At 60.6% G+C, this 23,379-nt stretch carries 19 protein-coding genes; 2 read left to right on the forward strand and 17 right to left on the reverse strand.

Features of this window, described 5'->3' with window-relative positions:
* Window positions 1–7: 7 nt before the first annotated feature.
* The gene (locus FIV39_RS22440; RefSeq protein ID WP_090403417.1) at window positions 8–841 is read left to right on the forward strand and encodes a metal-dependent hydrolase; all 834 of its coding nucleotides are present in this window, start codon (window positions 8–10) and stop codon (window positions 839–841) included.
* On the opposite strand, the gene FIV39_RS22445 is transcribed toward FIV39_RS22440, so the two are convergent.
* Complete coding sequence (locus FIV39_RS22445; RefSeq protein ID WP_090403415.1) at window positions 838–2,913, reverse strand: PTS sugar transporter subunit IIC/EAL domain-containing protein; 2,076 nt, start codon at window positions 2,911–2,913, stop codon at window positions 838–840. The genes FIV39_RS22440 and FIV39_RS22445 overlap by 4 nt on opposite strands.
* A gap of 289 nt (window positions 2,914–3,202) precedes the next feature.
* On the opposite strand from FIV39_RS22445, the gene FIV39_RS22450 reads away from it, so the two are divergent.
* Window positions 3,203–3,532 carry a DUF6388 family protein gene (locus tag FIV39_RS22450; RefSeq protein ID WP_090403413.1) on the forward strand — a complete coding sequence of 110 codons (330 nt, stop codon included), beginning with the start codon at window positions 3,203–3,205 and terminating at the stop codon, window positions 3,530–3,532.
* A gap of 8 nt (window positions 3,533–3,540) precedes the next feature.
* Here the strand turns inward: FIV39_RS22450 and FIV39_RS22455 are convergent, their stop codons facing one another.
* From FIV39_RS22455 to tssA, 16 genes are read right to left on the reverse strand one after another with little or no spacing between them, the layout of a single operon-like run.
* On the reverse strand, window positions 3,541–4,383 hold the full coding sequence (locus FIV39_RS22455) for a serine/threonine-protein kinase (RefSeq protein ID WP_090403410.1): 843 nt from the start codon (window positions 4,381–4,383) through the stop codon (window positions 3,541–3,543).
* The gene (locus FIV39_RS22460; protein ID WP_090403408.1) at window positions 4,380–5,093 is read right to left on the reverse strand and encodes a PP2C family protein-serine/threonine phosphatase; all 714 of its coding nucleotides are present in this window, start codon (window positions 5,091–5,093) and stop codon (window positions 4,380–4,382) included. Before FIV39_RS22460 ends, FIV39_RS22455 begins: the two co-directional genes overlap by 4 nt.
* A 5-nt stretch (window positions 5,094–5,098) precedes the next feature.
* On the reverse strand, window positions 5,099–8,473 hold the full coding sequence (tssM, locus tag FIV39_RS22465) for a type VI secretion system membrane subunit TssM (RefSeq protein ID WP_090403406.1): 3,375 nt from the start codon (window positions 8,471–8,473) through the stop codon (window positions 5,099–5,101).
* Window positions 8,474–8,488: 15 nt separating this feature from the next.
* The gene (gene icmH, locus FIV39_RS22470; RefSeq protein WP_090403403.1) at window positions 8,489–9,352 is read right to left on the reverse strand and encodes a type IVB secretion system protein IcmH/DotU; all 864 of its coding nucleotides are present in this window, start codon (window positions 9,350–9,352) and stop codon (window positions 8,489–8,491) included.
* Window positions 9,353–9,357: 5 nt separating this feature from the next.
* On the reverse strand, window positions 9,358–10,686 hold the full coding sequence (gene tssK / locus FIV39_RS22475; RefSeq protein WP_090403401.1) for a type VI secretion system baseplate subunit TssK: 1,329 nt from the start codon (window positions 10,684–10,686) through the stop codon (window positions 9,358–9,360).
* The gene (gene tssJ / locus FIV39_RS22480; protein ID WP_090403399.1) at window positions 10,673–11,173 is read right to left on the reverse strand and encodes a type VI secretion system lipoprotein TssJ; all 501 of its coding nucleotides are present in this window, start codon (window positions 11,171–11,173) and stop codon (window positions 10,673–10,675) included. Before tssJ ends, tssK begins: the two co-directional genes overlap by 14 nt.
* A gap of 5 nt (window positions 11,174–11,178) precedes the next feature.
* Complete coding sequence (gene tagH, locus FIV39_RS22485; RefSeq protein WP_090403396.1) at window positions 11,179–12,363, reverse strand: type VI secretion system-associated FHA domain protein TagH; 1,185 nt, start codon at window positions 12,361–12,363, stop codon at window positions 11,179–11,181.
* Between the two features lie 16 nt (window positions 12,364–12,379).
* Window positions 12,380–12,511 (reverse strand): type VI secretion protein, encoded by a 132-nt coding sequence (locus tag FIV39_RS22490; RefSeq protein ID WP_081797692.1) that lies wholly within the window; start codon window positions 12,509–12,511, stop codon window positions 12,380–12,382.
* Between the two features lie 59 nt (window positions 12,512–12,570).
* Window positions 12,571–14,103, reverse strand: coding sequence for a sigma-54 interaction domain-containing protein (locus tag FIV39_RS22495; protein WP_090403394.1), 1,533 nt, complete (start codon window positions 14,101–14,103; stop codon window positions 12,571–12,573).
* The gene (locus tag FIV39_RS22500; RefSeq protein ID WP_090403392.1) at window positions 14,100–16,538 is read right to left on the reverse strand and encodes an AAA family ATPase; all 2,439 of its coding nucleotides are present in this window, start codon (window positions 16,536–16,538) and stop codon (window positions 14,100–14,102) included. The genes FIV39_RS22495 and FIV39_RS22500 overlap by 4 nt, the downstream gene beginning before the upstream one ends.
* A 12-nt stretch (window positions 16,539–16,550) precedes the next feature.
* Window positions 16,551–17,558, reverse strand: coding sequence for a type VI secretion system baseplate subunit TssG (gene tssG, locus FIV39_RS22505; protein WP_090403390.1), 1,008 nt, complete (start codon window positions 17,556–17,558; stop codon window positions 16,551–16,553).
* The gene (gene tssF, locus FIV39_RS22510; protein WP_090403389.1) at window positions 17,522–19,309 is read right to left on the reverse strand and encodes a type VI secretion system baseplate subunit TssF; all 1,788 of its coding nucleotides are present in this window, start codon (window positions 19,307–19,309) and stop codon (window positions 17,522–17,524) included. The genes tssG and tssF overlap by 37 nt, the downstream gene beginning before the upstream one ends.
* A complete protein-coding gene (gene tssE, locus FIV39_RS22515; protein ID WP_090409931.1) occupies window positions 19,299–19,700 on the reverse strand; it encodes a type VI secretion system baseplate subunit TssE in 402 nt (133 codons plus the stop codon). Before tssE ends, tssF begins: the two co-directional genes overlap by 11 nt.
* Window positions 19,701–19,714: 14 nt before the next feature.
* A complete protein-coding gene (tssC, locus tag FIV39_RS22520) occupies window positions 19,715–21,190 on the reverse strand; it encodes a type VI secretion system contractile sheath large subunit (RefSeq protein ID WP_090403387.1) in 1,476 nt (491 codons plus the stop codon).
* A gap of 28 nt (window positions 21,191–21,218) precedes the next feature.
* The gene (tssB, locus tag FIV39_RS22525) at window positions 21,219–21,716 is read right to left on the reverse strand and encodes a type VI secretion system contractile sheath small subunit (protein WP_090403385.1); all 498 of its coding nucleotides are present in this window, start codon (window positions 21,714–21,716) and stop codon (window positions 21,219–21,221) included.
* Between the two features lie 31 nt (window positions 21,717–21,747).
* On the reverse strand, window positions 21,748–23,295 hold the full coding sequence (gene tssA / locus FIV39_RS22530) for a type VI secretion system protein TssA (RefSeq protein WP_090403383.1): 1,548 nt from the start codon (window positions 23,293–23,295) through the stop codon (window positions 21,748–21,750).
* Between the last annotated feature and the right edge of the window lie 84 nt (window positions 23,296–23,379).

Here is a 23,379-nt window from a genome sequence, read left to right on the forward strand (position 1 = left end):
ACGAATCATGTTGCCGATCCGCCGCGACCTCCATTTTGCCCTGCCCGCCGAGCGCATCACCGACTGGCACGAACAGGGCCCGTTCATCACGCATTTCTTCAATGCCTTGTCGCTGCTGTTTCCCCAGGGCGAGCTGTTTTTCATGGACAGCGTGCGCCACTACCGTCAACGCATCGACAACCCGGAGCTAAAGAAACAGATCCAGGGGTTTATCGGCCAGGAGGCCATGCACAGCCGCGAACATGTGGCCTACAACGACCTGATGCAAGCCGCCGGACTTCCGGCGCACACCCTGGACCGTCGGCTTAAATTCATTCTCGACCTGCAGAAAAAACACTTCCCGCCCGCCTTCAACCTGGCGATCACCATCGCCCTTGAGCACTACACGGCGATGCTGGCCGAGATCCTGCTCAGTGACCCGTCACGCTTCGGCGATTCGCTCAAGGGTTACCAACAGATGTGGTATTGGCATGCCCTGGAAGAAACCGAACACAAAGCCGTGGCATTCGATGTGTGGAATGCAGTGATCGAGCCTGGGCCCAAACGCTACCTGCTGCGCACCGGCGCCATGCTCACCACCACGCTGCTCTTCTGGCTGGTGGTGCTGGATTTCCATGTACGTCTGTTGATTGCCGACCGCAAGGCGGGTGGGCACCTCAAGGGCTTCTGGCGCATGTTGAAATTTCTTTATGGCCCCAAGGGCGTCTTCCCACGCATGCTGCGGCCGTGGCTGCACTACTTCAAACCCGGCTTTCACCCCTGGGATCACGACAACCGTGCACGCCTGACGGGTATCGATAGCTTGGTCGAGGAGATCGAACAGGCCCAGCGCGGCTACTAGACCTGCGCCATGGCCGCACGCTGGCGCACAAAGCCTTCCAACTGATCGCCCGGCAGCGCCTTGCTGAAATACCAGCCCTGGATAATCAGCTCGGCGCCGGTGTTCAAGAAGGCCAACTGCTCGGCGGTCTCCACGCCCTCCACCACCACGCCCAGGTTCAGCGCTTCGCAGAAACGCAGCATGCCGGTCAGTACCTGGGCGCCCTTGGGATCGTGCTGCGCCACCACGAAACTGCGGTCGATCTTGATGAAGTCCACCGGGAACTGGTGCAGGTAACTCAAGGCCGAAAACCCGGTACCGAAATCATCGATATAGACCTTCGCGCCGATGGCCTGCAATTTCTGGATGGTCTGGCGCGTGGCCGGGATGTCGCTGACCAGCGCGTCTTCGGTGATCTCCACCGACACCTGGCCATGGGCCTGGGCGAGGATCTCCACCAGGCGTTCGCCGTAAGCGGCGTCGGTCAGAGTGGCGCTGGAAATATTGATGGTCATCGGCAGGGCAAAGCCGAGCTTCTGCCATTTCTGGTACTGGCGAATTGCCTGGGACGCCACCCACACATCCACGTCCGGCATCAACCGCGCCTGGGCCAACCACTGCAGGAACTCCCACGGCGAATGCACCGTACCCTGCGCATCGCGGGCGCGCATCAGCGCTTCGCAGCCAGTGCACAGCCCGGTGCGGGTCGAGACCTGCGGCTGGAATTCGAGATAGAACTCATAATCGCTGATCTGCTGGATACGGCTCAGTTCATTCGCCTGGCGCGCCAGGGTCTTGTGGGAGGCCAGTACCGGGTCCAGTTCGCGCAGTCGACCTTTTTCCTCCAGGCCGCGGAAGGTCATGTCCAGGGATTTGAGGTACACCGTGCCACCTTCGGCAGCCTGGCGATGAATCGCGCGCACATAGGGTGCGTACACCAGCGTGCCCAGGCCCAGGAGCGTCACTTGCAGCGCGACTGCCGCCAGGTCGCCGTGGGTACTCAGGTAGGCATTGAGCAGCACCGGCGCGGTAAACGGCACGCTGGCCACCGCCGGGGATACCCAACCCAGTTGCACCACGGTAAGCGCCACCATTGCGTTTATCGCAGGCACCAGCAGAAACGGAATGAACAGGCGTGGGTTCAGGATGATCGGCAGGCCGAACAGCAGGACCTCACTGACGTTGAACAGCGAGAGCGGCAAGCTCGCCATGGCCACCAGGCGCATGGACTGGCTCTTGGAAAACAGCAGGACTGCCATCAACAAACACAACGCGCCGCCCGAGCCTCCGATAAAGGCAAAACTGCCCAGCAGGCCGCCGTTCAACACATACCTGATCGGCTCGCCCGCGGCCAACGCGGCGCCATTGAGCACCACCGCCTGGTCCAGCACATCAAACAGCGGTTGCATGGCATAAACGCCGTGAACCCCGAAAAACCACAACAGCGAGTTCATCAGGGTGACAAACAAACCACTGCCGTAGGGCGACTCCAGCGCATCGATTACCTGGGGGCCCTGCATCTGCGCCACATAGGGTATCTGCAACAGCAAGGACAGCACCGCCACCAGCGCCAGGGCGGTGATGGCCCCAGGCACGACCATATTGATGGTGCCTCGCAGGTTGTGCCCCAGCAAGTCTTCGTTGACCAGGCGCGTCCAGCGAAAACGGTGCAACCAGGCCAACGCCGGTACATTCAGCAGCGGCGAGGCAATAGCAATAAACAGCAGAAAAGTGGCCGACGCCCGGGGGTATTCCCGCAGGACAAACGTCGCCAATACCACATGGGCCAGGCACAGGAACGCCACCGGTAATTGCGGCAGGCGGTGCTGGACCGCCAGCATGTACCCAATGGATGCGGCCACCAGCAATGGAATCACCGAACTGATCTGGTCGTGCAGCCCCGCCAGGAAGGTCACCACCTGCGGGTCAAAGCCCAACACCCGAGCGCATTCGGACAGGATCAGAAAGACCGCCGACACCAACAGGCAGGGCAAGATCCACAGCAGCCCTTCGCGGATCGCTCGCAATGAATCGGTACTGGCCAACGCAGCCAGACGCTGGGTAAAGAAAAGTTTGAACAGCGTTTGCGCCATGCCCCATCCCTCTGCCCATCGCCCGCTGCCCTTGGAAGGCAGGGTCGGAAACATCGGGGCTAACGCTACACGTCCTGGCACCGGGAGCGAAAGTCTTTTGCCATAGGTATCGGTGAATTTTCAGCAATGGGTGACAGGGTAAAGCCCGTTTTTTTCCAACAGCTGAATTTTCTGACCCAGGCCAATCCTGGAATCTGCTTCAATGTCTATTATCTGTGGGTCTTGCGCACACATGGCCCACCTCGGGCCAAAAACCGAGGTCTGACCCCCCATGATTTGGAGTACACCCTTGTCACCTCCCGGCGATAACCACCAGCTCGCGCTGGATCGATTCTTGAACGAACATCCTGATGTGGCTGCAGAACTGAACACCCTGAACCCGCTGGCCGCTCAGGCCAAGGGCGAAACCCTGCAGCAGTACCGCGCCGAGCGGCTGCATGAGGCCTTCGAGGCAGAAGCAGAGCGCCAGGGTTTGTTTGCCTGGGAGTTGACCCTCAAGCTGACCGCACAATCGGCCGCAGACTTCGAGACGCAGCGCCTGGAAGTCCATAAGGAAGTCGCCCAGATGGCCGGATTGAGTTGGACCGAATACTGCCAGTTGCATGATTTGGCCGGTTGACACGCCCACTAAACAAACCAGTGGCGCCGCCGTCCCTTCATCGCTTCGCACAACTCCTCGACGGAAATGGTTCGGCACTCAGGGTCCAGGGCCAGCGCAGAACGTAACGCCGGCCAGCACTGCCGAGGCAATTGCCAAGGCCTGGACAATCGCTTATCCAGCGGACACTCGCCGGGGCGGCGGCCCTGGGCCAGGTCATAGATCACGCAGGCGGCGCCATACAGGTCGGCCCTGGCGGATATATTCCCCCCGGCCACCAGTTCCGGCGCCGCATACGCAGGCGTCCAAGCGTTCAAACGGCTGCGACTCAAGGTCGGTAGCCCCGCAGCCTGCTGCGTCTCGGCATGACCCAAGCCGAAATCGAACAAGCGCACTCCCTGCTCGCCCACCATGATGTTGGCCGGTTTCACATCGCCATGCAGAACACCCTGCTTGTGCGCATGAGCCAGTGCATCCAACAGCTGCAAGGCAATGGGTTGCAGCTCCCGCCACGGCAATCCATCCGGGCACTCCAGGAGCAGGCGATCAAGGGTCATGCCCTGCAGCAACTCCATGGTGAAGAACGCAACCTGGTGCGGTGTATCGACCTCGAAAGCAAAGGCCCTGACCACGTGATCGTGGCGCAGGCTGCGGGTCAGGGCGAACTCGCTATACAGCAATACATGGCCGTCGGGGGATTCGGCGAGCGTATCGCCCAACAGCTTCAGCGCCACCCACGCGTTGGGCTCGCCGAACGCCTCGTGCAACAGATCACGGGCTCGGTAGACCACTCCCATGCCGCCGCTACCCAATATCCGCTCAAGGTGATAGCGCCCAGCAAGCAGTTTCGGCGGGCCGGTGACCGCGCTCATGGCTGGACCACCACGGCCGTCAGGTCGTCCCGAGCCGGCCCCCGTAACACGTCGGCAAACAACCGATCCACTACCTGGCGAGGCCGCCCCACGCTCAGGGCACTGCCCAACTCGCCATGGCTGAGCCCCTGATACAAACCATCGCTGCACAACAAAAACACATCCCCAGGCTGGGTACTGAATTCCAGCACCGCCAGGCTCAATGGCTTGCGACCACCGATGGCACGAGTCAAGGCCCGCGCATCCGGGTGGGCCAGGGCCTGCTGCAGGCTCAACTGCTGCTTGTCCATCAGTTGCTGCCATAGGGAATGGTCCCGCGACAATTGGTACAAACGCTGTCCCCGCCAAAGATAGCAACGGCTATCCCCCACCCAAATACAGGCTGCGCGATTGCCTTCGAGCAGCAACGTAACCACGGTGCTGCCCATGATACCGTCGCTGGTTTGCTCAATTGTTTGCCCCATTTCACGGTCGAGCCATCGCAAACAGCGCCGTACGGCCTCGACCCGTTCGTCAAAGCTGCCCTGGTCGGGCAACGACGCGAGGCTGCTGATGACCCGATGGCTGGCCACATCCCCAGCCAGATGCCCACCCATTCCGTCGGCTACCGCCCAACAACCGCGCCGGGGGCAGTCGAGGAACGCATCCTCATTGCGCGTGCGTGTCTTGCCTTGCGCCGTTCGCCCGGCGCTGCACCCATCGGCATGCATCTGCCTCACAGCTGCTCCGGCAAGCGGAAGGTGCGCCAGTTCGCCATCTGAAACGGATCAGGGCTGCGGGGGCTGGTGAGCAGGAAGTTGGCACGCATGCCAGCGAGCTCGGCCTTGAGCAGCCGCGAATCCCGACCACTCGCAGGCTCACTTTGCATCAGCTCGAAAAACCGGAACAACGACCAGGGGCCAGCGTTTTTTTCAATCCCCAGCGGCCGCTCCGCCCCCCGCTCCAGCACCAGGCTGCTTCGGCCATTGTCCGCCTCGCTTGGCCACTGGAACGCCATGGGCACAATTGGGCCATGACGGTATTCAAGGTGTTGGTCACCGATACTCAGGACCGCGCGGCTGACTGCCTGATCCAGGCTATAGGGCGCCAGCGTGAAGCGAACCGCCCACTCCCCCTGATCTTCAGTGAAAAACCCCTGGCGAATCACCTGGGCTTTCATCAGTTGGTCAAGCAGCGAACGCGACAGCGCCAGGCTACGGCCATCCAGGCCGCGTAGACGATAGCGACCGGACTCGGCGCTGACAAAGGGCCGCAGGTAGCTGTCATAAAAGCGCGCCATGCCACCCTGGGGCTTGAAGAACTCCTGGAAATCGCCAAGGGCGACATCACTGCCGGCATGAGCATTGAATGGATACCGACGTTGGATCGCCTTGGCGTAAAAGCCATACACCTCACTGTGGTAACGCTGATTTATATACACATACGCGTCATCGAGCAGCAGCCGCCAACTGTCATCGGCAATGCCTTCAAACCACCCCTTGAGCGGCAACGGCAGGCGCGCGGCAGCATCCCGCAGATTCCCCAGCGACGGCTGCTGCCCTTCCATGCGTTGCTTGACCATCATGAATACCGCCTGCCCTGGCGTACTCTCGCGGTTAAGGGCCGCCAGTTGCAGATGCCATTCATCGAGCAGCCGCAAAGCCTGTGTCAGTTCAGCAGCGGGGTTCTGATCCGCATCGAGCAATTGGTGCAGGTGTTCGAACCGACGCTGCAGTGCGCGCCGGGCGGAATCAGGCGAGGTCTGCTCATGCAGTTGGCTGAGCAACATGCTGGAAGCCGTGGCCCCGAACTCGCCGGCCTGCTGGCTCACGGCCTCAAGGGGATCGTTGGTCGACAGCAAGCGTGTGTTTTCCCGAACCTGTCGCAACAGTTGCACCAACGGTGACTGCGCTGACGCCAGGCTGGCAAGCCCGTTCGCATGCTGACTCAGGCTGTCACTTTCCTGCAGGCGCACCTGGCCAATGGCTTGACTCCAGGCATCGGCGTACTCACTGAAGTAGCGCTGCTCCAGCTCCAGCATCAATTGGCGCAAATCCAGGCTGCTGAGGTCTGAGCCCTCCCCAAGTACCCAGTTATCCTGAGCAATGGCATTGACCAGCCGAGGGCCCTGCTTTTCGAAGTACTGCACATACCGTCTGGTATAGAAGCCGGGGATGGGCTGCTCGACGGCTGCGAATCCGCGCCCCTCGGCCAGGCGCAAGGGCTCAAGGCTGCGTGCTTGATCACGCAGCACCCGATAAACCACGCCCGCCAATGATTCCCCGCGCAGTTCCTGGCGAGCCTCGGCAACCAGCTCACCATTCAATGGCATCACGAAGGGGCGTTCAAGCAACCGTGCGAAGTGCTCGTTCAAGCGATTCTGCACCGATGCATCACCGGCATAACGCACAGACCAATGACCGGCCACGCGTTGCGCCAGCCAAGCGTTGTCGCGACGCTCGCGCAGGCTGAGCATCAGGTAGGCCCGCAGGATGTCCAACAGTCCTTCGCGGTCGCCAAGGCCGGCCCGTACCTGTTCTTCAAGCATCGTGGACACCAGCGGCAGCAACTGCCGGTGCAGCAGATCCTCATAGGCACTGACCAGCAGCGGTCGACTCACCTCCCCTTGATACAAGCCACCCCGCTCGACCGCGCGAGCATCCGCCAACGCCGGAAACACTTGGGTAGCGGCCAAGCGAGCGTCCAGCAGACGCAGGAGCACCAGGGTATCGTCCAAACCGGGTGACGCGGGCGGCTGCGGTTTGAGCAGGTCCGCCAGTTGCGCCAGCCGCTGGTGATTGACCGAATAACTGTGTGCCCACAGCCCCCCCGCCCCGACAAAAACAAGGGAGGCGGTCAACGCCAGCAACCCTTGGTGTCGACGAATACGTTGTCGTTCTGGAGTCTGCAGCCCCGCAAGGTTGGCCTCGGCAAAAATCACCCGGTTGAACAAGCCCTGGACGAAGTGCGAACGCCTGTCTGCGGTCTGCGCACACGTCAGGTAAAAGCCGCGCAATCCATTAATACGCTGAAAGCGATGAGAGGAGAACGCAGACTCCACGAACAGGCACAAACGTTCACCGATTTGCGCAGCCTGCCGAGGAAAATCGAGCATCAGCCCGCGACGTTCGATATTGCGCTCCTGATGCAAACGCGGAATCAACTCTGCTCCAAGGCGTTGCAGCAAGGCCTCGAACGCTTCGCGGACCTGGGTGATGTCGGTACCGGCCGGGCCCGCGACCACACGCTCTCCGAGCAGGGCTTCGGCGCTGTCGCCCTGGGACTCATCGAAGAACTCGACAAAGCCCGGCAACCGGTCAGCGTGGGTCAATACCAGATAGATCGGCACATCCACATGCAGCGTCTGCTGTATATCCTGCAACCGGGTATGCACGTGGCGTGCATGCAGGTCCAGGTCGCGGTCATTGCTGCCAAGCAGCGTCTCTACCGCCAGCGTCACCACCACGCCATTGAGCGGGCGTGCCCTGCGCCGCAATTTGAGCAGCTCCAGAAACGTCGCCCAACCCGCCCCATCCACTGCACTGTCGGGTTGGGCCAGGTAGCGCCCCGCGCTCTCGACAACGACAGCTTCGTCGGCGAGATACCAATCAAAATACTGGGTTACGCCCGGCGTCATCGCCTCTTCCCGATCAAGCGCAAAGTGCGATCCGCAGCCAGCCAGCAGGCGAGACTTGCCGCTGCCCTGCTGGCCGATCAACAGGTACCACGGCAAGTCGTTGCGCCAACGCTCATTGCGCTCACCATAGCGACGGGAGGTTTTCAGTGTGTGCAACGCCTCCTTGAAACGCCCCCGCACCTGCTTGCGCTCGTCGTCAATCAACCCCTTTCGTTGATGGCGCTCCTGGTGCTCGGGCTGATTCAATCGTGCGGTACGGCGCGAGCCGACCATGACCATCGCTAACCCCCACAGCAGGAATAACCCGCTGATGGTCAACAGACGAGCCGGAGCGCCTTGCCAGAACCGGTGATCGTCCACCGCCAGCAATGGCCCGAAAAACCACACCAGCAACGCGCTGGACAACACGATAAACAGGCTCCAGACCCAACTCATGCGCAGCACCGTGCCCACGCCCTTGAAGAATGCGTTCATTCATTGCTCCCAGCGTTACAACGGCGACCGTGTCTGATCCGACGCCAAAGATTGAAAGGATTGCAGCACCGCCATGCGTTCATTGCCCAATACCCAGGCAAAGCCCAGGTACATGGCCAGCAAACAGGCGAGCGTGAAGACCACGACGCCGGTAGCGGAAAAGATGCGCAGCCGTGCACCGAGCGCCCGTGCTGCGGCAGCGGGCACAGACATCAGCGGGCGATCACCGCGCACATGTCGGATCTGTCGATACAGGCCATCTCGTACCGCTTCCAACTGCTGCCCTCCCCGCTCCATGACGCGGTATTTACCCTCAAACCCCAGTGACAGGCACAGGTACATAAGCTCCAGCATCGCCAGGTGCTTGACGGGGTCGCGGGACAAACGCTCCAGCAGTTGGAAGAACTTTTCGCCACCGAAGGTTTCGTTGTGAAAGCGGCTCAGCAGGCTGGACTTCGACCAGTCACTGCGACTGCCCCACGCGGTAGTGACCACGGCTTCGTCAATAACGCTGCACAGCACATAGCGCGCCGACATAACCTGTTTGTCCTCTGCGCCCCGGTGCAATGCATGCGTTTCAAACGCCGTGATCCCCGAGGACAACCGATCGTTGAGGGTTTGCAAGCTTTCCCGGCCGGAACTGCTCTTGAGCTGAACGACCTGAGACAAGAGTTCCCAGGCGGCGGCCACCAGGCTGTTGGGCCCGATATTGAAGTTCTGTGCCCCTTGCAGGCCGGCGGTGTAGATCATCCGGTCTTCGAGCTGTTCAAAGCGCGGCGGCGTTGGGAAGTCCGTCACCGGCGCCTGTGCGGGAGCGCGACCATCGAGGTCAAGCAGGATGGTTTTTTCGTCCTGCGGGTATTCGCTGTCCATGGTCATGGCATTCAGTTCCTGATGGCCCAGAAATTGAGTTTAAGGTCGGCAAACTCGCCGCTGGCGTGGAAGGCAAAACCGCCCGATTGCTCCAGTTGCGTGATGTCACGGGCACTGAGTTCGAGCATGAAATAGGTCTTGCCGGCATGGAACGGGATTTGTCGAGGCGCCACCGGCAGTGGCTTGACCTTGATGCCGGCCAGGTGCAGGTTGACCAGCTCGCGGATGCGTTCCACAGAGCCAATTTTCAGGTGTGCCGGAAGACGGTGGCGCAGCTCTTCCGAATCGCACTGGGCGGTTGCCGCCAGAATGAATGTTGCGCTACCCAGCAGTTTGAGGTCACTCACCGGACACACCAGCACCCCATACTGTCGCGGCTCCATTGGAAGCTCCATGGCATGCTGCTCCAGCACCAACGACAGCACCGTGCGAATGCCCTCCATCAACCCGCGAAAACTCGCACCCTGTTCACCATGCTGGTAATGAGTCTCCAGCTGCGCGCGCTTGTTGTCGGTGGCGAATGTCGACAACTCGCCCAGGATAGACAACAACTCCCGGTACAACGCCTCCGGGCGTACCTGGCTCTGACTCAAGAAGTGACGCAATACCAGCTCACTACGATTGATCAGTTGCAGCATCAGAAAATCGCCGACCTGAGCGCCCTCCGACCCGCCACCACCGCAGACCCTCGCGGCAATCGCATCGCCTCGGGTGGCAAGCAGGCTCATCACCTCCTTGATACATGACGAGACATAGCCTGAGCTCTGCAGGTAGATAAACGTCGGGACAAAATCCGCGTCCAGCCGCACACCCCCCTCGCGAGTCGAATCCAGCACCTGGGCAACCTGGAGTTTCACATACAGCGCGTCACTGGGCTGCTCCCCTAAGAGCAATCGCAGATCCGGGCGTGCGCAGTTGATCCGGCAACGGGAGTCAACGCCGGCATTCGAATCAATGATCTCTGCTTCGCAGCTTACGTAGCGCGCCAGTACATCACTGTGCTCCTGCTGGCGCACTTCAACCTGATTGCCGATGGCCAACGGCAACGCGAGGTATACGGATTGCCCACTGGTGTTGGCAGGGACCTGCAACACCAATGGTTCCATCACGCTGTTCAGCTCGAACAAGCTGCCATCGGGAAATACACCGCTGGCCTGGTTGACGACCACCTTACCCAAATTGAGGTGCTGCACATCGACGTCTAGGGTCAGGAACCCCCAACCATCAATGCCCAGCAAGCGCGTACGGTTGAGCTGCTGGCGGTAGTAACGGTCGTTGTGCTGCAAGTGTTGGGGACGCAGCAGCATGCCCTCCTGCCAGACGACTTTATGAACCTGCATCTCTATCCTCCGACCGTTGGGCTTGAGGAGCGACGACGCGAACCCCGGACTCGTCGAGCATCAGCTCGACACGCGTGAGTTGCTGCCGGGCCACGGGCAGCACAAGCCGCCATTGCACATGGGGCAAGTCCCGATAGGCAGCCAGCACGCCGACATAACGACTCTGTGGTTCGACACTGAGCTTCAACGCCAACTGCTCACCGGGGCGCAGCTCCAACTCCTCACTGTTCACCCAATCCTTGGGCAGCGCCTGCTCTGCGCGGCTATAGAGGGTGAAGAAGTCGGCGTTTTCGAACGCCACCGTGTGCCGCAGCTCAAGCAGGCGCACCACGACAGGAGATGGGCGGCCATGAAGATCGGGGTTGACGCCTTCGCTGGCGCTCAACGTCAGGTTCAGCTTGGTCAGGGTTGAATACGGTGACACGCTGGCACACCCAGCCAGCAGGCCGAGCGCAAGCAGCATTGATAGAACGGGGGCTCGATACATGACAGTCATCCCGGATAAGCCGCGTGCAGCGTGGCGACCAGGCGCACCTGCTCCGCGTAGGCGTTGGAAAATTCGTTACGCAACAGCTGCTCGCCCAGGGGATGCTCGTCGATAAGGCGTCGGTAATGGCGTTGGTAAGCCCGCCAATGGGATCCGTCGGTAGAGAACCTGGCCGGCAGGTTCTGGCGCTCGAAGCACAGCAGCAGATGGCTTGGTGCAAATGCCGCCACCGCGCCACGCATCGCGGCACGGCAGGCCACGACCAAGGCCAGTTGGTGGATCTGCATTTCCCGCAATGCCTGGGCGACCGCCACCTCGGCAGACAGCTGGCCCGGCTCAACGGGGCCCAACAGTGAGGTCAAGGCAGCCTGGGTATCGGTGCAATCTTTCAAGGGGTTGTGGTGCTTGAGCGCAGGTACGGTCCAACCGAGATTCAACTCGCCGTTCAGCTCATCGCGGGTACGCAGACTTTGCTGCAGCCCTTCGATGGTTTGCCTGAACAGGCCAGCCACCTTGATCGCCAGGGCCTCGCACGCCTGCGTATCGAGCGCATCCAGGGGCATGCCGATCGCCTGCGCGAACTGCGACCAGAATGGCGCACGGCTTGCTGCAGCAACCTGCACAGGTTGAGTAGAGGCCTCAGCCGTTACTGGCTCGGCCCATCTCGGCACGATCAAGTGATCCCGCTCCAAGAGGCCGTGAGAAAGTGCACAGGCCTCCCTTTCGGCTGAGGGGTTCAGCACTTCCAGATCCTCGGATGCCTCGCCATGCGCTTGCGCACTGTCGAATGCACGCAAGGGGTCAAGCACCAAAAACGCATCATCCGGAATCGTATCGTTGCCGAAAAACACTGGTCGGCCATTTTGTGTCGCGCGTGCTATCAGGCGTGCACGTATGTCCACTGGCCCCAGTTGGTAGACATCGCCCTCGCTGATCAGTCGTGCCTGCCCCTTGCACAAACGCTCCGCGCTGCCCGACACGCCAATGCCGTTGCTGCTGATATCGGTAAAAAAGTACTCACCATCCCGGTAACTGACCAGGCCATGATGACTGGAGAGCAAGCGACTCGCGTCGGGAATGACCCAGTCACAGCCGGTCCCGCGGCCGATCACGCCGCCGACGCCGTCAAATGTCTTACAGGATGCAGGCTCACTGCTTCCGGTATTACACACCTCAAACACTAATTGCATGACAAGGCTCCGCTGTTCAATCGCTGCGACGAGTCGCCTGGGGGTCACCCAGCGGACGGTAGTCGGCGTCATCAAAAACGTAATTGGCGTTGCAGCCGCTCAACAAACACAGGACGAGCCCCAAGGCTTTCCAAGTACGAAGTGGCATCAGGTATCTCCAATAAAAGTAAGGCCGGCGGCGAAGCGTGGAAGCCGTACGTGCACCATTCAGCGCCCCCCTCGGACATCGCCGCCGGGGATGTTCAAGCGTGTAAGGCGGTAAAGCAGCGTGCGGCGTGCGACCCCTAACTCACGTGCCGTACGGGTCCGGTTGCCACGGTTCTTGTGCAGGCAGTCGATCAGGAATACCCGTTCAACCCGCTCCAGGCGCTGGCGCAACGTCGCGCCGACGTCAGCGCAGGTCGGGCCGGGCAGCAGCGACAGGTGTTCAGGCAGCACCACTGCGTCGTCACAGAGCAGTACCGCGCGCTCCACCAGACATTTGAGTTCGCGGACATTGCCGGGGAAAGCGTGGCACGACAGTTGATCCAAGGCCGCAGCAGACCATTCCACCGGCGCCAGCCCCAGTGCAGCACAGGCCGATTGCGCGAACTGTCGCGCCAACAGCAGCACATCACCGTCGCGTTCACGCAAGGCCGGTAATTCAATCGGGAACTGCGCCAGCCGGTAGTACAGGTCCTCGCGAAAACTGCCATCCGCCACCATTGCAGCGAGGTCACGATGGGTCGCGGCAATAATCCGCACATCGACCTTATGGGCCGCAGAGGCTCCCAACGGGCGAACCTCGCCTTCCTGCAACACCCGTAGCAGCTTGGCCTGGAGCGATAGCGGCATATCGCCGATTTCGTCGAGGAGCAACGTGCCGCCATCGGCGGCGTCAAATAGCCCAACGTGGTGACGTTCTGCGCCTGTAAAAGCGCCCTTGCGATAACCGAACAACTCACTCTCCAGCAGCCCCTCGGGAAAGGCCGCACAGTTCTGCACCACAAAGGCGTTGCTACTGCGCGGTCCGGCAGCATGGATGGCCCGTGCCACCACCTCCTTGCCGGTTCCGGTCTCCCCGCGCAGAAGCACCGTGCAGGGGGCATTCAGCACCTTGCCGATCAGGCGGTAGGTTTCGTCCATGGCCGCGCTGTTGCCGATCAACCCATACGTCCTGCGCGCCGCGGGTAGGCGAGGCCTGGCCTGGGCGCCGTTGTGCGCAGGACGCACGCGTCGCAACAGCGCCAGGTGACTCAAGGCGAAGCTTGCCAGCTGGCTTAATGACGGACCGTAGTCCTGGAGCAATTTCGACTGCTGGCTGGCGCACAGCAATAGACCGGCAACAGCCTTGTGTCGACCGAACAGCGGCAGGCACACCAACGAGCGCCAGGGGGTAGCTGTCGCGGGTAAAAAACCGCTCTCATACACACTGTCGGCCAGGTTCTCCACGCTCAGGTTGCAGCGATGGCCGAGGACGTAATGCAACAGCTGCTGATGCTGAAAGTCCGCGCCGCAAGCAAGGTCGCCGAGGGGCAATGCACCCGGCAAATGCTGGGCAACCAAGTCAAGTCGACCAGTCGCCTCGTCACGCCAGTACAACTGGCCAAGTTCGCATTGACTCAGTTGCGCAGCCGCTGCAACACACAGGTCTGGCAACGTTGTCTCGTCACTCTCGATCCCTATTCGGGTGAACCAGCCCAACAACGTCTCCGCGTAGGCCAGGGGTTGGGGTAACTGGGCAAGCACGCCGTTCATCATTGGCTGAACTCGCAGATTGGCAGCCCGTCAGCATCCAGGCCGGCATGGGCTCGCGACAGTGGCTCACCCGTCGCCATCGCCGCCAGCAGTCGATCGACCATCTGCGGCAACAGGTGGATCTCGATCCATTGGTCGATGTACCGCGCTCCGCTGTCGCTATGGGCGCACCGCTCGGCCATATGCGTGACCAGTTCGGTCGTATAGCTCAATGCCAGCTTGCGCGACTGCAACCTTCGCCCAAGACGGTCCAGCTTGAGCCTTGCCAGGTCATGCAACACAGCGCCCACGACCGGGTAATAGGGCACGACCCGCATCCGGGCGAGCAGTGCGGGCTTGAAATAGTCACGCAGCAGGGGGCGAATTGCATCTTGCAGCACCTGAGTATCAGGCCGTCGGCCGCCTGCACATAAGTCGACGATGCAATCGCTGCCCAGGTTGGAAGTCATCAGGATCAGCGTATTGCGAAAATCGATTTCCCGACCTTCGCCATCATTGACCAACCCCTTGTCGAAGATCTGATAGAACAGGTTCAACACCTCCGGGTCGGCCTTTTCGACTTCGTCGAGCAGCACCACCGAATAGGGGCGTTGGCGCACGGCTTCCGTCAGCACCCCGCCCTCGCCATACCCGATATAACCGGGGGGTGCGCCAATCAGCCGAGACAGGGCGTGTTTTTCCTGAAACTCCGACATGTTGAGGGTGGTGACAAAACGCTCGCCGCCATACAGCAAATCCCCCAGGGCCAAGGCCGTCTCGGTCTTGCCCACGCCACTCGGGCCCACCAACAGAAACACCCCGACCGGCGCGTCGGCCTGGTTCAGCCCGGCAGCCACCGCGCGCAGATTGCGGTCAAGCGCCTGTATGGCAGGTTCCTGGCCGAGAATGCGTGACCGCAGCGCATCGGCAATCCCCAGCACCGACTCACTGTGCTCCAGGGACAGCTGTTCAACGGGAATCCCCGTCCAAGCGCTGATAACCTGCGCCACCAGGCGCGGGCACACACGCACCGGCTCCGCCAGTGCGCGCTGTTCAAGCCAGCGCTGCTCCCGATGTTGACGCTCGCTCTCGACAGCCGCCAATCGCAGGTTCAACGCTTGTGCAGCCGGCTCATCCACCGGCAGCCCAGCGTCCCTGTCTCGATTCAGCGCCTTGCGCTGCCGCGAGCCTTCAGCCTGCTCAGTGCACAGGCGCTCCAATGCTTCGGGCACCGTTACCTGGTTGATGCGCGCACGTGCGCAGGCGGTGTCCAGCACATCCACCGCCTTGTCTGGCAGTTGACGCCCTGCCAGGTACCGAGCGCTCATCTGCGCCGCCGCGACGACGGCATCGTCACGTATATGCACGCCATGGCTGGATTCGTAGGCCGGAACCAGCCCGCGCAGGATTGAAATCGCCTGTTCCACGCTGGGCTCGCCGACCAGTACAGGCTGGAAACGCCGCGCCAGGGCAGGGTCTTTTTCAAAGTACTTCTTGTATTCGGACCACGTGGTGGCAGCGAGGGTCCGCAACTCACCCCGGGCCAGGGCCGGTTTGAGCAGGTTCGCGGCATCCCCGGCACCGGCCTGGGCACCTGCGCCCACCAGGGTATGCGCCTCATCGATAAACAGAATCACCGGTGTCGGCGCGGCATTCACCTCGTCGATCACGCCCTTGAGACGTCGTTCGAATTCGCCCTTGATGCTGGCACCGGCTTGCAGCAAGCCCATGTCCAGGGTCAGCACGCGCACACCCTTGAGTGGTTCCGGCACCTGCGAGCTGGCGATGCGCAGGGCAAGGCCCTCGACAACCGCGGTCTTGCCCACCCCGGCCTCGCCGACAAGGATCGGATTGTTCTTGCGCCGCCGCATAAGGATGTCGATCAGCTGACGGATCTCACCCTCGCGACACAGCACCGGGTCGATGCGCCCTTCATGGGCCTGGCGTGTCAGATCATGGGTAAAACGCCCCAGCATCGACTCGCCGCTTGCTGCCGGGGTGATGCCAGGCCCCTGGCCCAGCAGAAACCCGTGTACACGCTGTGCATCCAAACGGCTCAACAACGCGTGATAGCCACTGCCTGCGTGCTGCAACGGGTGACGCAACAGCGCCAGTAACAGGGCTCCGTGGTCCACGACGCTCTGGCGCAACTCCAGATGAGCAACCATCAGCGCCTGTTGCAACCATTGCACGAGGGCCTGGGCGAACACCGGATTGCGCGTAGCACTTGCCTGCCCCTTGGGTTGCAGCGTTGCTTGCAGCGTCTGCACCTCGACCCCCGCGTCGGCCAAGGCTCGTATCAAAAGACCATCGGGACATTCCAGCTGGGCCAGTAGCAGGTCTTCCACCAAGACTTCAGTGCCACCCCGCGTCACGCAACGGTCGGCCGAGCGCTCCAAGTCTTGACGGACCGCAGGCGTCAATGTCCGGATCAGTTGTTGCAGGTCTACATTCATCATAATCATCAGTCCCTAGTGAGCATTGCTGGCCACGATGACCACACCGTCGGCGCACTCGTGTGCCAGCCAACTGGTCCAACCCAGCCTGCAGACATTGTGTTCACCCACGTGCAACGGCCTGATCGCGTCCTTGGCCAACACCAGGCGCAGGTCATACTCCAGCGGGTCTCGTGCAGTCAGCCGCACCAACGAACACAGCAGCGGATAGTCCGACCCTGTCGGCAAAAAACCATGAAAGCGCTGCCAATCCAGGTCCCGTACATGCACCCTGAACTTACCGCTGCGGTCGGCGACCTGGCTTCCCACTACGTGGTCGACGCCCAGCACGCTGTTGGCACAGCCAAGCTGGTTCAACTGCGGGGGAGCAATGACAACCGTGCGTTCCACCCATTGCTCGATAAACAAGCGCTCGTGCCTGAAGTAGTAACGCAGCACCGTCTCAATCACCGCCGCCGAATGCGCCCGCAGGCCAAGCAACCCCAGGTAGGGCAACAGTCGCTTGCAGTCCAACTGCGCCGCCGTGCGAATGCGCTGGCCCTTCAACCCAATCAACGCAAACATCTGCTCGGAAAAAGCATCACGCGCCTGCGCCTGGAAACACGCCTGGTAGCGGTATTTGCGCCAGATCGGCAGCATCAGCCGTTGCAGACGATGGTGAAACAGGTCCAGGAAGTCCCGGGTCGCCTGGCCGCCCGTCCCGTCGGTAAACGCCTGCTCGCTGTAAAAGGCCGGCAAGGGTGAACCTGCGCCACAGAGCCCCAGGACGTTGAGGCGAAGACGCGCGCGCAATTGATCGTGTTCAACAAAAAACTCCACCCGGTCAATATCGTGACCGGGAAAACCAAGACCTGGATTGGCCTGAAACTCCAACCTGTCATAGAGCGCGTTGTCATCCAGTGACGGATGGGCATCGCGCAGGCGCTTGATCACCTGCAAAATCGCCTGGAACAGCGAGTATTCGCGGATGGCCCGGCACAGTTCCTTCAAAGCAGGGGCTGCTGCCCCATCTGAAGTGGCCATAGGTACACATCTCCTTGTGTGCTGATGACACGTAGCTCGTGGTAGGCATTCAGGCTGGCGTAAAGCGCGAAAAACTCGTTGAGCACCGAGGCGAACACAAACGCTTCGCCCTGCCCCAGGAACCCTTGGGAATCAATGGTCAGGTCGACCCGCAACCCTCGAAGCGGCATTCCCCGGTGCAAGCGGTCGACGGCCGTATGGCTGATGGATCGCAAGGCCCCCAACCGCCTCTGGCTGATTTTTTTCGCTTGCAGATCGTGGTAACGCGGCACGTCATAGGTTTCGAGGACCACCTTCAAGGCGCTGATGTCGCTCAATGACAAATAGTTGAGCGACATGTTGCTGATCAGTCGCCAGAGAAAATCCTGGTCCAGGGGGGGTGCAAAACTCGCGGTCGGCGCGCAGATGTTGCGAAATGACAAGCCCTCCGGCGTCTGCTCACAGGGCTGATTGATCTCCCCTGCCTGCAATTGCCGAGGCAGGTTGTGATTGGTGCATGTCAGCTCGATTGACAGCGTTTCCTGGGTATGCCCTTGAGCGTTCCCGAACCCCAGCCAGGTATCGAGCCCGGCATGGTGCGCCGACGCGCGCTGACGAATGCTGTAGCTGGTGGGGGCTGCCGATGCATCGATAACGCCATCATGCTCGAAGGATTCAAACGGTACGTACGCCTGGTACCCCAACCCGCCAGGGCGCCAGCCCGTGACCTTGTCGACGGAAAATACACAGGCGTTTGCGCGCGTGTATTCCCCAGGAATCAGCAGGTATTCGTCCTGCTTGCCGTCCAGGCGAATCGGCACCGCATCATGTTTGAACAGGTTGACGATGGGCGTGCAGTACAACTTCACGTTGTCCAGCGTGGGGCACCCGGTTGCCTGGCACCGGGCGCGTAGCTTGAAGCACAGGTTGACGCTGCAGACCTGCTTGAGTACGTCCTGGGGGAGCCGCTGCAGCGCATCCAGGCCAACCACATCGACGAACAGGTACTTTTCAGGAAAGGCGAAGTACTCCTGCAGATGGCGGTACCCACGAAAGGTATTCTGCGGATAGGGCATCAGCGCATGCTCCTCGGCGAACCCCACCGGCCTTACCTGATCGCCACCCAGTCGCAACAGCAGGGGCTGGCCGTCAGCGCCGCTGACAGCCAGCCCATCGCAACCCAATGGCAGCAACTCGATACCCTCAACCTCACGCAACAGGCTCAGGTACAACGCTTGACTGATGTAGCGGTCGCCCGACAGATGCAGGCGCAATTGATCGAACGCGCATTCGCTGAAATTGCCGTCGCCCACCATGTCCAGGCGCAGGCTCAGCAACGCCTGTTCTCCCTGGACGCAGTACTCCAGCGCGCTCAGTTGCAGCGGCAAGATACGTGTGGCGTAACAGGTGCGAAAACGGCAGCGCTCGCCGTTGATCGCCGCACTTTCGACCGGCGTATCCCGTGCGACCATCACACCGGGTCCCGCATGCCTCAACGGATCAAACTGCAAGATGCTGAACGCCGGTACGGGCCGCATGTAGTTGGGCCACAGCAAATGCATCAAGGAATGAGTCAGCTCAGGCAACTCGTCATCCAGCTTCTGGCGCAGGCGACCAGTAAGAAAAGCAAAGCCTTCCAGCAATCGCTCCACATCCGGATCCTGGCCGGCCTCGCCTAAAAAGGGCGCGAGAGCAGGATTGCGCTCGGAAAAGCGCCGTCCGAGCTGACGCAACGCACTGAGTTCGCTCTGGTAATACTGGTTAAAGGACATCAGGCAAGACCTCAACCTTTCCAGCATCCTGCAGGCACGCGGAGAACACTACAGGCTGCGTCACACCGTCGACACAGAGCGTGGCCTCAATGACAAACGCCAGCACCAGAGGATCGTGACCACAGGGCAGCGCCCTCACACGCGCATCCTTCAAGCGTGGCTCATAGGCCCGGATAAAGCGTTCGATCAACAAGCGCGACTGGCTCAATGACTCATGCAGACTCTGGTTCATATCATTGAGATCTGGCATACCGTAATCCGCCAGCGTCTGCACGCTGCCAGCGCGGATGCTGAGCATCTTTCCCAAATGAGCTGCGACGGACGTCACGGCACATGATGACTTTGCGGCCGGACGTTCAAGTCGCTCAAAGAGGCTTTGGTTGCGGGTCATCCTTAGGTCCCTGCTCATTCTTTATCGAGCTTGCCAACCAGGGACAGGGTGAAATCCGCCCCCATGTATTTGAAGTGCGGTCGTACACTCAGGTTGACGCGGTACCAGCCAGGCTCGCCCTCGACATCGCTGACAACGATACGCGCCGCCCGCAATGGCCGCCGCCCACGCACTTCGGCACTGGGGTTTTCCTGGTCTGCCACGTACTGGCGAATCCACTTGTTGAGCTCCAGCTCCAGGTCGGTACGTTCCTTCCAGGAACCCAATTGCTCCCGCTGCAGAACCTTGAGGTAATGGGCCAGGCGGTTGACCACCATCATGTAGGGCAACTGAGTACCCAGGCGGTAATTCAGCTCAGCTTCCTTGCCCTCGGCACTGATACCGAAATGCTTGGGTTTTTGCACCGAACTGGCGGAGAAAAACGCGGCATTGTCACTGCCCTTGCGCATCGTCAAGGCAATGAAACCCTCTTGCGCCAGTTCGTACTCACGACGGTCGGATACCAATACTTCAGTGGGAATCTTGGTTTCGATTTCGCCCATGCTGTGGAAGTGATGCAAGGGCAAGTCTTCCACTGCACCGCCGCTTTGCGGACCGATGATGTTCGGGCACCAACGAAACCGCGCAAAACTGTCGGTCAATCGCGTGGCAAAGGCGTAGGCGGTATTACCCCATAGATAGTGCTCGTGGCTGTTCACCACGGTTTCACGGTAAGCGAAGGTCTTGACCGGACACTCAAGGGGATCGTAGGGCGTACGCAGCAGGAATCGCGGCACGGTCAGCCCGATATAACGGGCATCTTCGCTCTGGCGAAAGCTTTGCCATTTGGCGAACTGCGGACCTTCGAAATGATCCCTGAGATCCTTCAAGTCAGGGAGATCGGTGAAGCTTTCCAAGCCGAAAAAAGTCGGGCCGGCGGCCGCGATGAATGGGGCATGGGCCATGCAGGCAACATTGGATGCGTATTGCATCAGCTTCACATCGGGGGCGCTGGGAGATAGAAAGAAGTCAGCGATGATTGCGCCCACAGGTTGACCACCGAACTGGCCGTATTCCGCACTGTAGACATGCTTATAGAGCCCTGACTGGGTCACCTCGGGCGAGTCTTCGAAGTCATCCAGCAGATCTTGCCGCGAGACATTCAGCAGTTCGATCTTGATGTTTTCTCGAAAATTGGTGCGCGCGACCAACAACTGCAGGCCTTTCCATGAGGATTCCAGGGCCTGGAAGCTCGGGTGGTGCAGAATCTCATCCATTTGCCGACTGAGCTTCTCGTCAATCTCGGCAATCATCCGGTCAACCAGGCGCTTCTTGACCGGTTCCCCGTTGTTCTGCGGTTTGATCAGCTCTTCGATAAATGCCGAGACGCCACGCTTGGCAATGCCGTAGGCCTCATCGTCCGCACTCAGCAGAGTCTGGGCGATGATGTTGTCGAGGATGCTGTGCTCGTCAGCGGTGTGAACAGGCATCGGAGTGCGTTGAGTCGTCATGGCGTCAGTGTCCTTTTACTGAAAAATGTCAGGCGGTGTGGCCGCTCAGGCCCAGCTCCGCCAATACGCGGGCACGGGATTCATCATCGGCCAGGGCCTGTTCGATGGCTTTGCGAAAGCTCGGCGTGTTGCCCAGCGGTCCCTTGAGCGCCATCAGCGCTTCACGCAGGGCCATCAGCTTGTGCAACTCGGGGATCTGCTCCACCAGATTCGCCGGGTTGAAATCCCTCATCGAATTGATTCGTACCTGGATGGCCAGTTCTTCGACATCGGCACACGCCTGGAGGCGATTGGGTACATTCAGCGTCAGGCTCAGCGCCTGTTTGGCCAGCACCTCATCGAGGGTGTTCTGGTTGATGGCGATGGGCTTGCGATCTTCAAGCTTGCGCAGGTCCTCACGCTGGGTGAAGTCCCCGAGCACGAGGAGTTTCAACGGAAGCTCGACTTCTTCCTGTGCACCGCCGATGGCGGGTTTGAAGGTGATATTGATGCGTTCCTTGGGTGCTACCGAACCTTCTTTGGCCATGGTAAATCTCCTTTTCAAATGGCTCGTAAGCCTATTCAAGTACCGCTTCCAGATCGAAGAGGCACAGCCTGCGGTGGGTGTCTTCCTTGCGCTCGCGCACGGCATGGTTTTGTGGCATCAGGTCGCAGCAGCGGTGCAAGAGGTGTGTCACTTGAAACGCCAGTTCCGGCTCCCAGCGCTCCAGGCCCGAGCATTGCAGTTCGAGATCCAGCTGTTCGAGCTGGATCTTCGCCAGTTCATGCTTGCCTGCGTATGCACACAAGCGCGCCAGGGCCAAGCGCCAATAAAAGCGCACGCGATCGCTGCGAGCGGCGTGCAGGCCTTGATTGAGTTCATGTACTGCGGCTTTGAGCCCATCCTTGCGCAGCCTGGGCAGCACAGCCTGCAAGGCGATCTCCCAGGGCTCGGCATCGACCGCCACGCGGGGCGCCTCAGGGGTTTGCAGGTGACGGGAAACATGCAGTGCGATCCAGTCGCGAGTGCCGCTGTCGGCAAAAGGAGCGCCCCCTTGAAAGCGAAACCCCGGCAAGTCCGGCAAGCGTTGCAGCAACAGGGCGAAGTTCACTTCCAGCTCGGTCATGGCCAGCTTCGCCTGCTGGGCGTCCAGGCATTGCCAGAGCATGTGCAGCCCATCGAACCAGAACATCGCACCGCAGAGGCTGGCCTCAAGTTCAAGCAGCAGGTCGGCGTGATGGCCTTGGTCAAAACGCTCCTGATGGCGCTTGAGCTTGTCGGGCGCAGGCCCGCACAACGCGGTGACACGCTCACTGTTGGCGTCCGGATATCGGACGATGGCCAGCCAGGCCAGCGTTCGACTCAGCTGCAAGGCCCGAAGGTCGGTAGCGTCCTGGCGTAACCACCAGGTACACAACGGACGGGCCTGTTCCTGCAAGGCACGCAGCAATTTATGCGCGTCTTTTTCGTTGTTTACCGTCGGTTCGACTTTTAACGATGGAGGGGCAGCGGGTTGCACTTGCGCAACGACGGCGTTCACCGCGACGACCGGGGGATGGCCTTGCGCAGCAAGCTCCAACCGCTGGACCAATTGCCTGCGAATCGGCAGCAACAGCGGCGCATCGCCTCCCAAATGTGCAGTCCAGAGTTCATCAAGCCGCGCGAGGTGTTCAAGCATGGACTGGAATAAGGGTTGCTGGTCCTGAAGCGAAAGGTTTTGAACCAGCAGTGTCTCAAGGCGCAGAACCAACCAACCGAACGCCGCGCCACGGGTGCGCAGCTTTTCCGGGTACACCACCGACCAGTGGTGTTCACACAGATGACGCAGCAACCCGAGGCCAGCCAGCAGACCGGCAAAGGATTCGCGTTGGTACAGCGCCCAGGTCAGCCAGACGGCCACGCGCAAATCCTTGGACTGCTCACGCAACAGGCATTCGCTGATTTCCAGGAGCCTTTGCCAGTCCGGCTGGCCAGCACCATGAATGGACTGCACCTTTCCCAGCTCGAACTCCAGGCTTTCATATTCACTCGAGTAGCGCATGTCGCTGCCCGCAAAATTCGTTTGCAAACAGGGTAACCGGGCAAGTTCAAGATAATAAGCGCAGAGCTTTTCTGAATAGACCATTTAGGACCGCACGCGACTAATCAAGGTACGAGCGACAAACTAAGTGCATTTAAATTTCGCACCAGAATGCCATCTAAACTCCGC

Source organism: Pseudomonas grimontii (assembly GCF_007858185.1).
Taxonomy (GTDB): Bacteria; Pseudomonadota; Gammaproteobacteria; order Pseudomonadales; family Pseudomonadaceae; genus Aquipseudomonas; species Aquipseudomonas grimontii.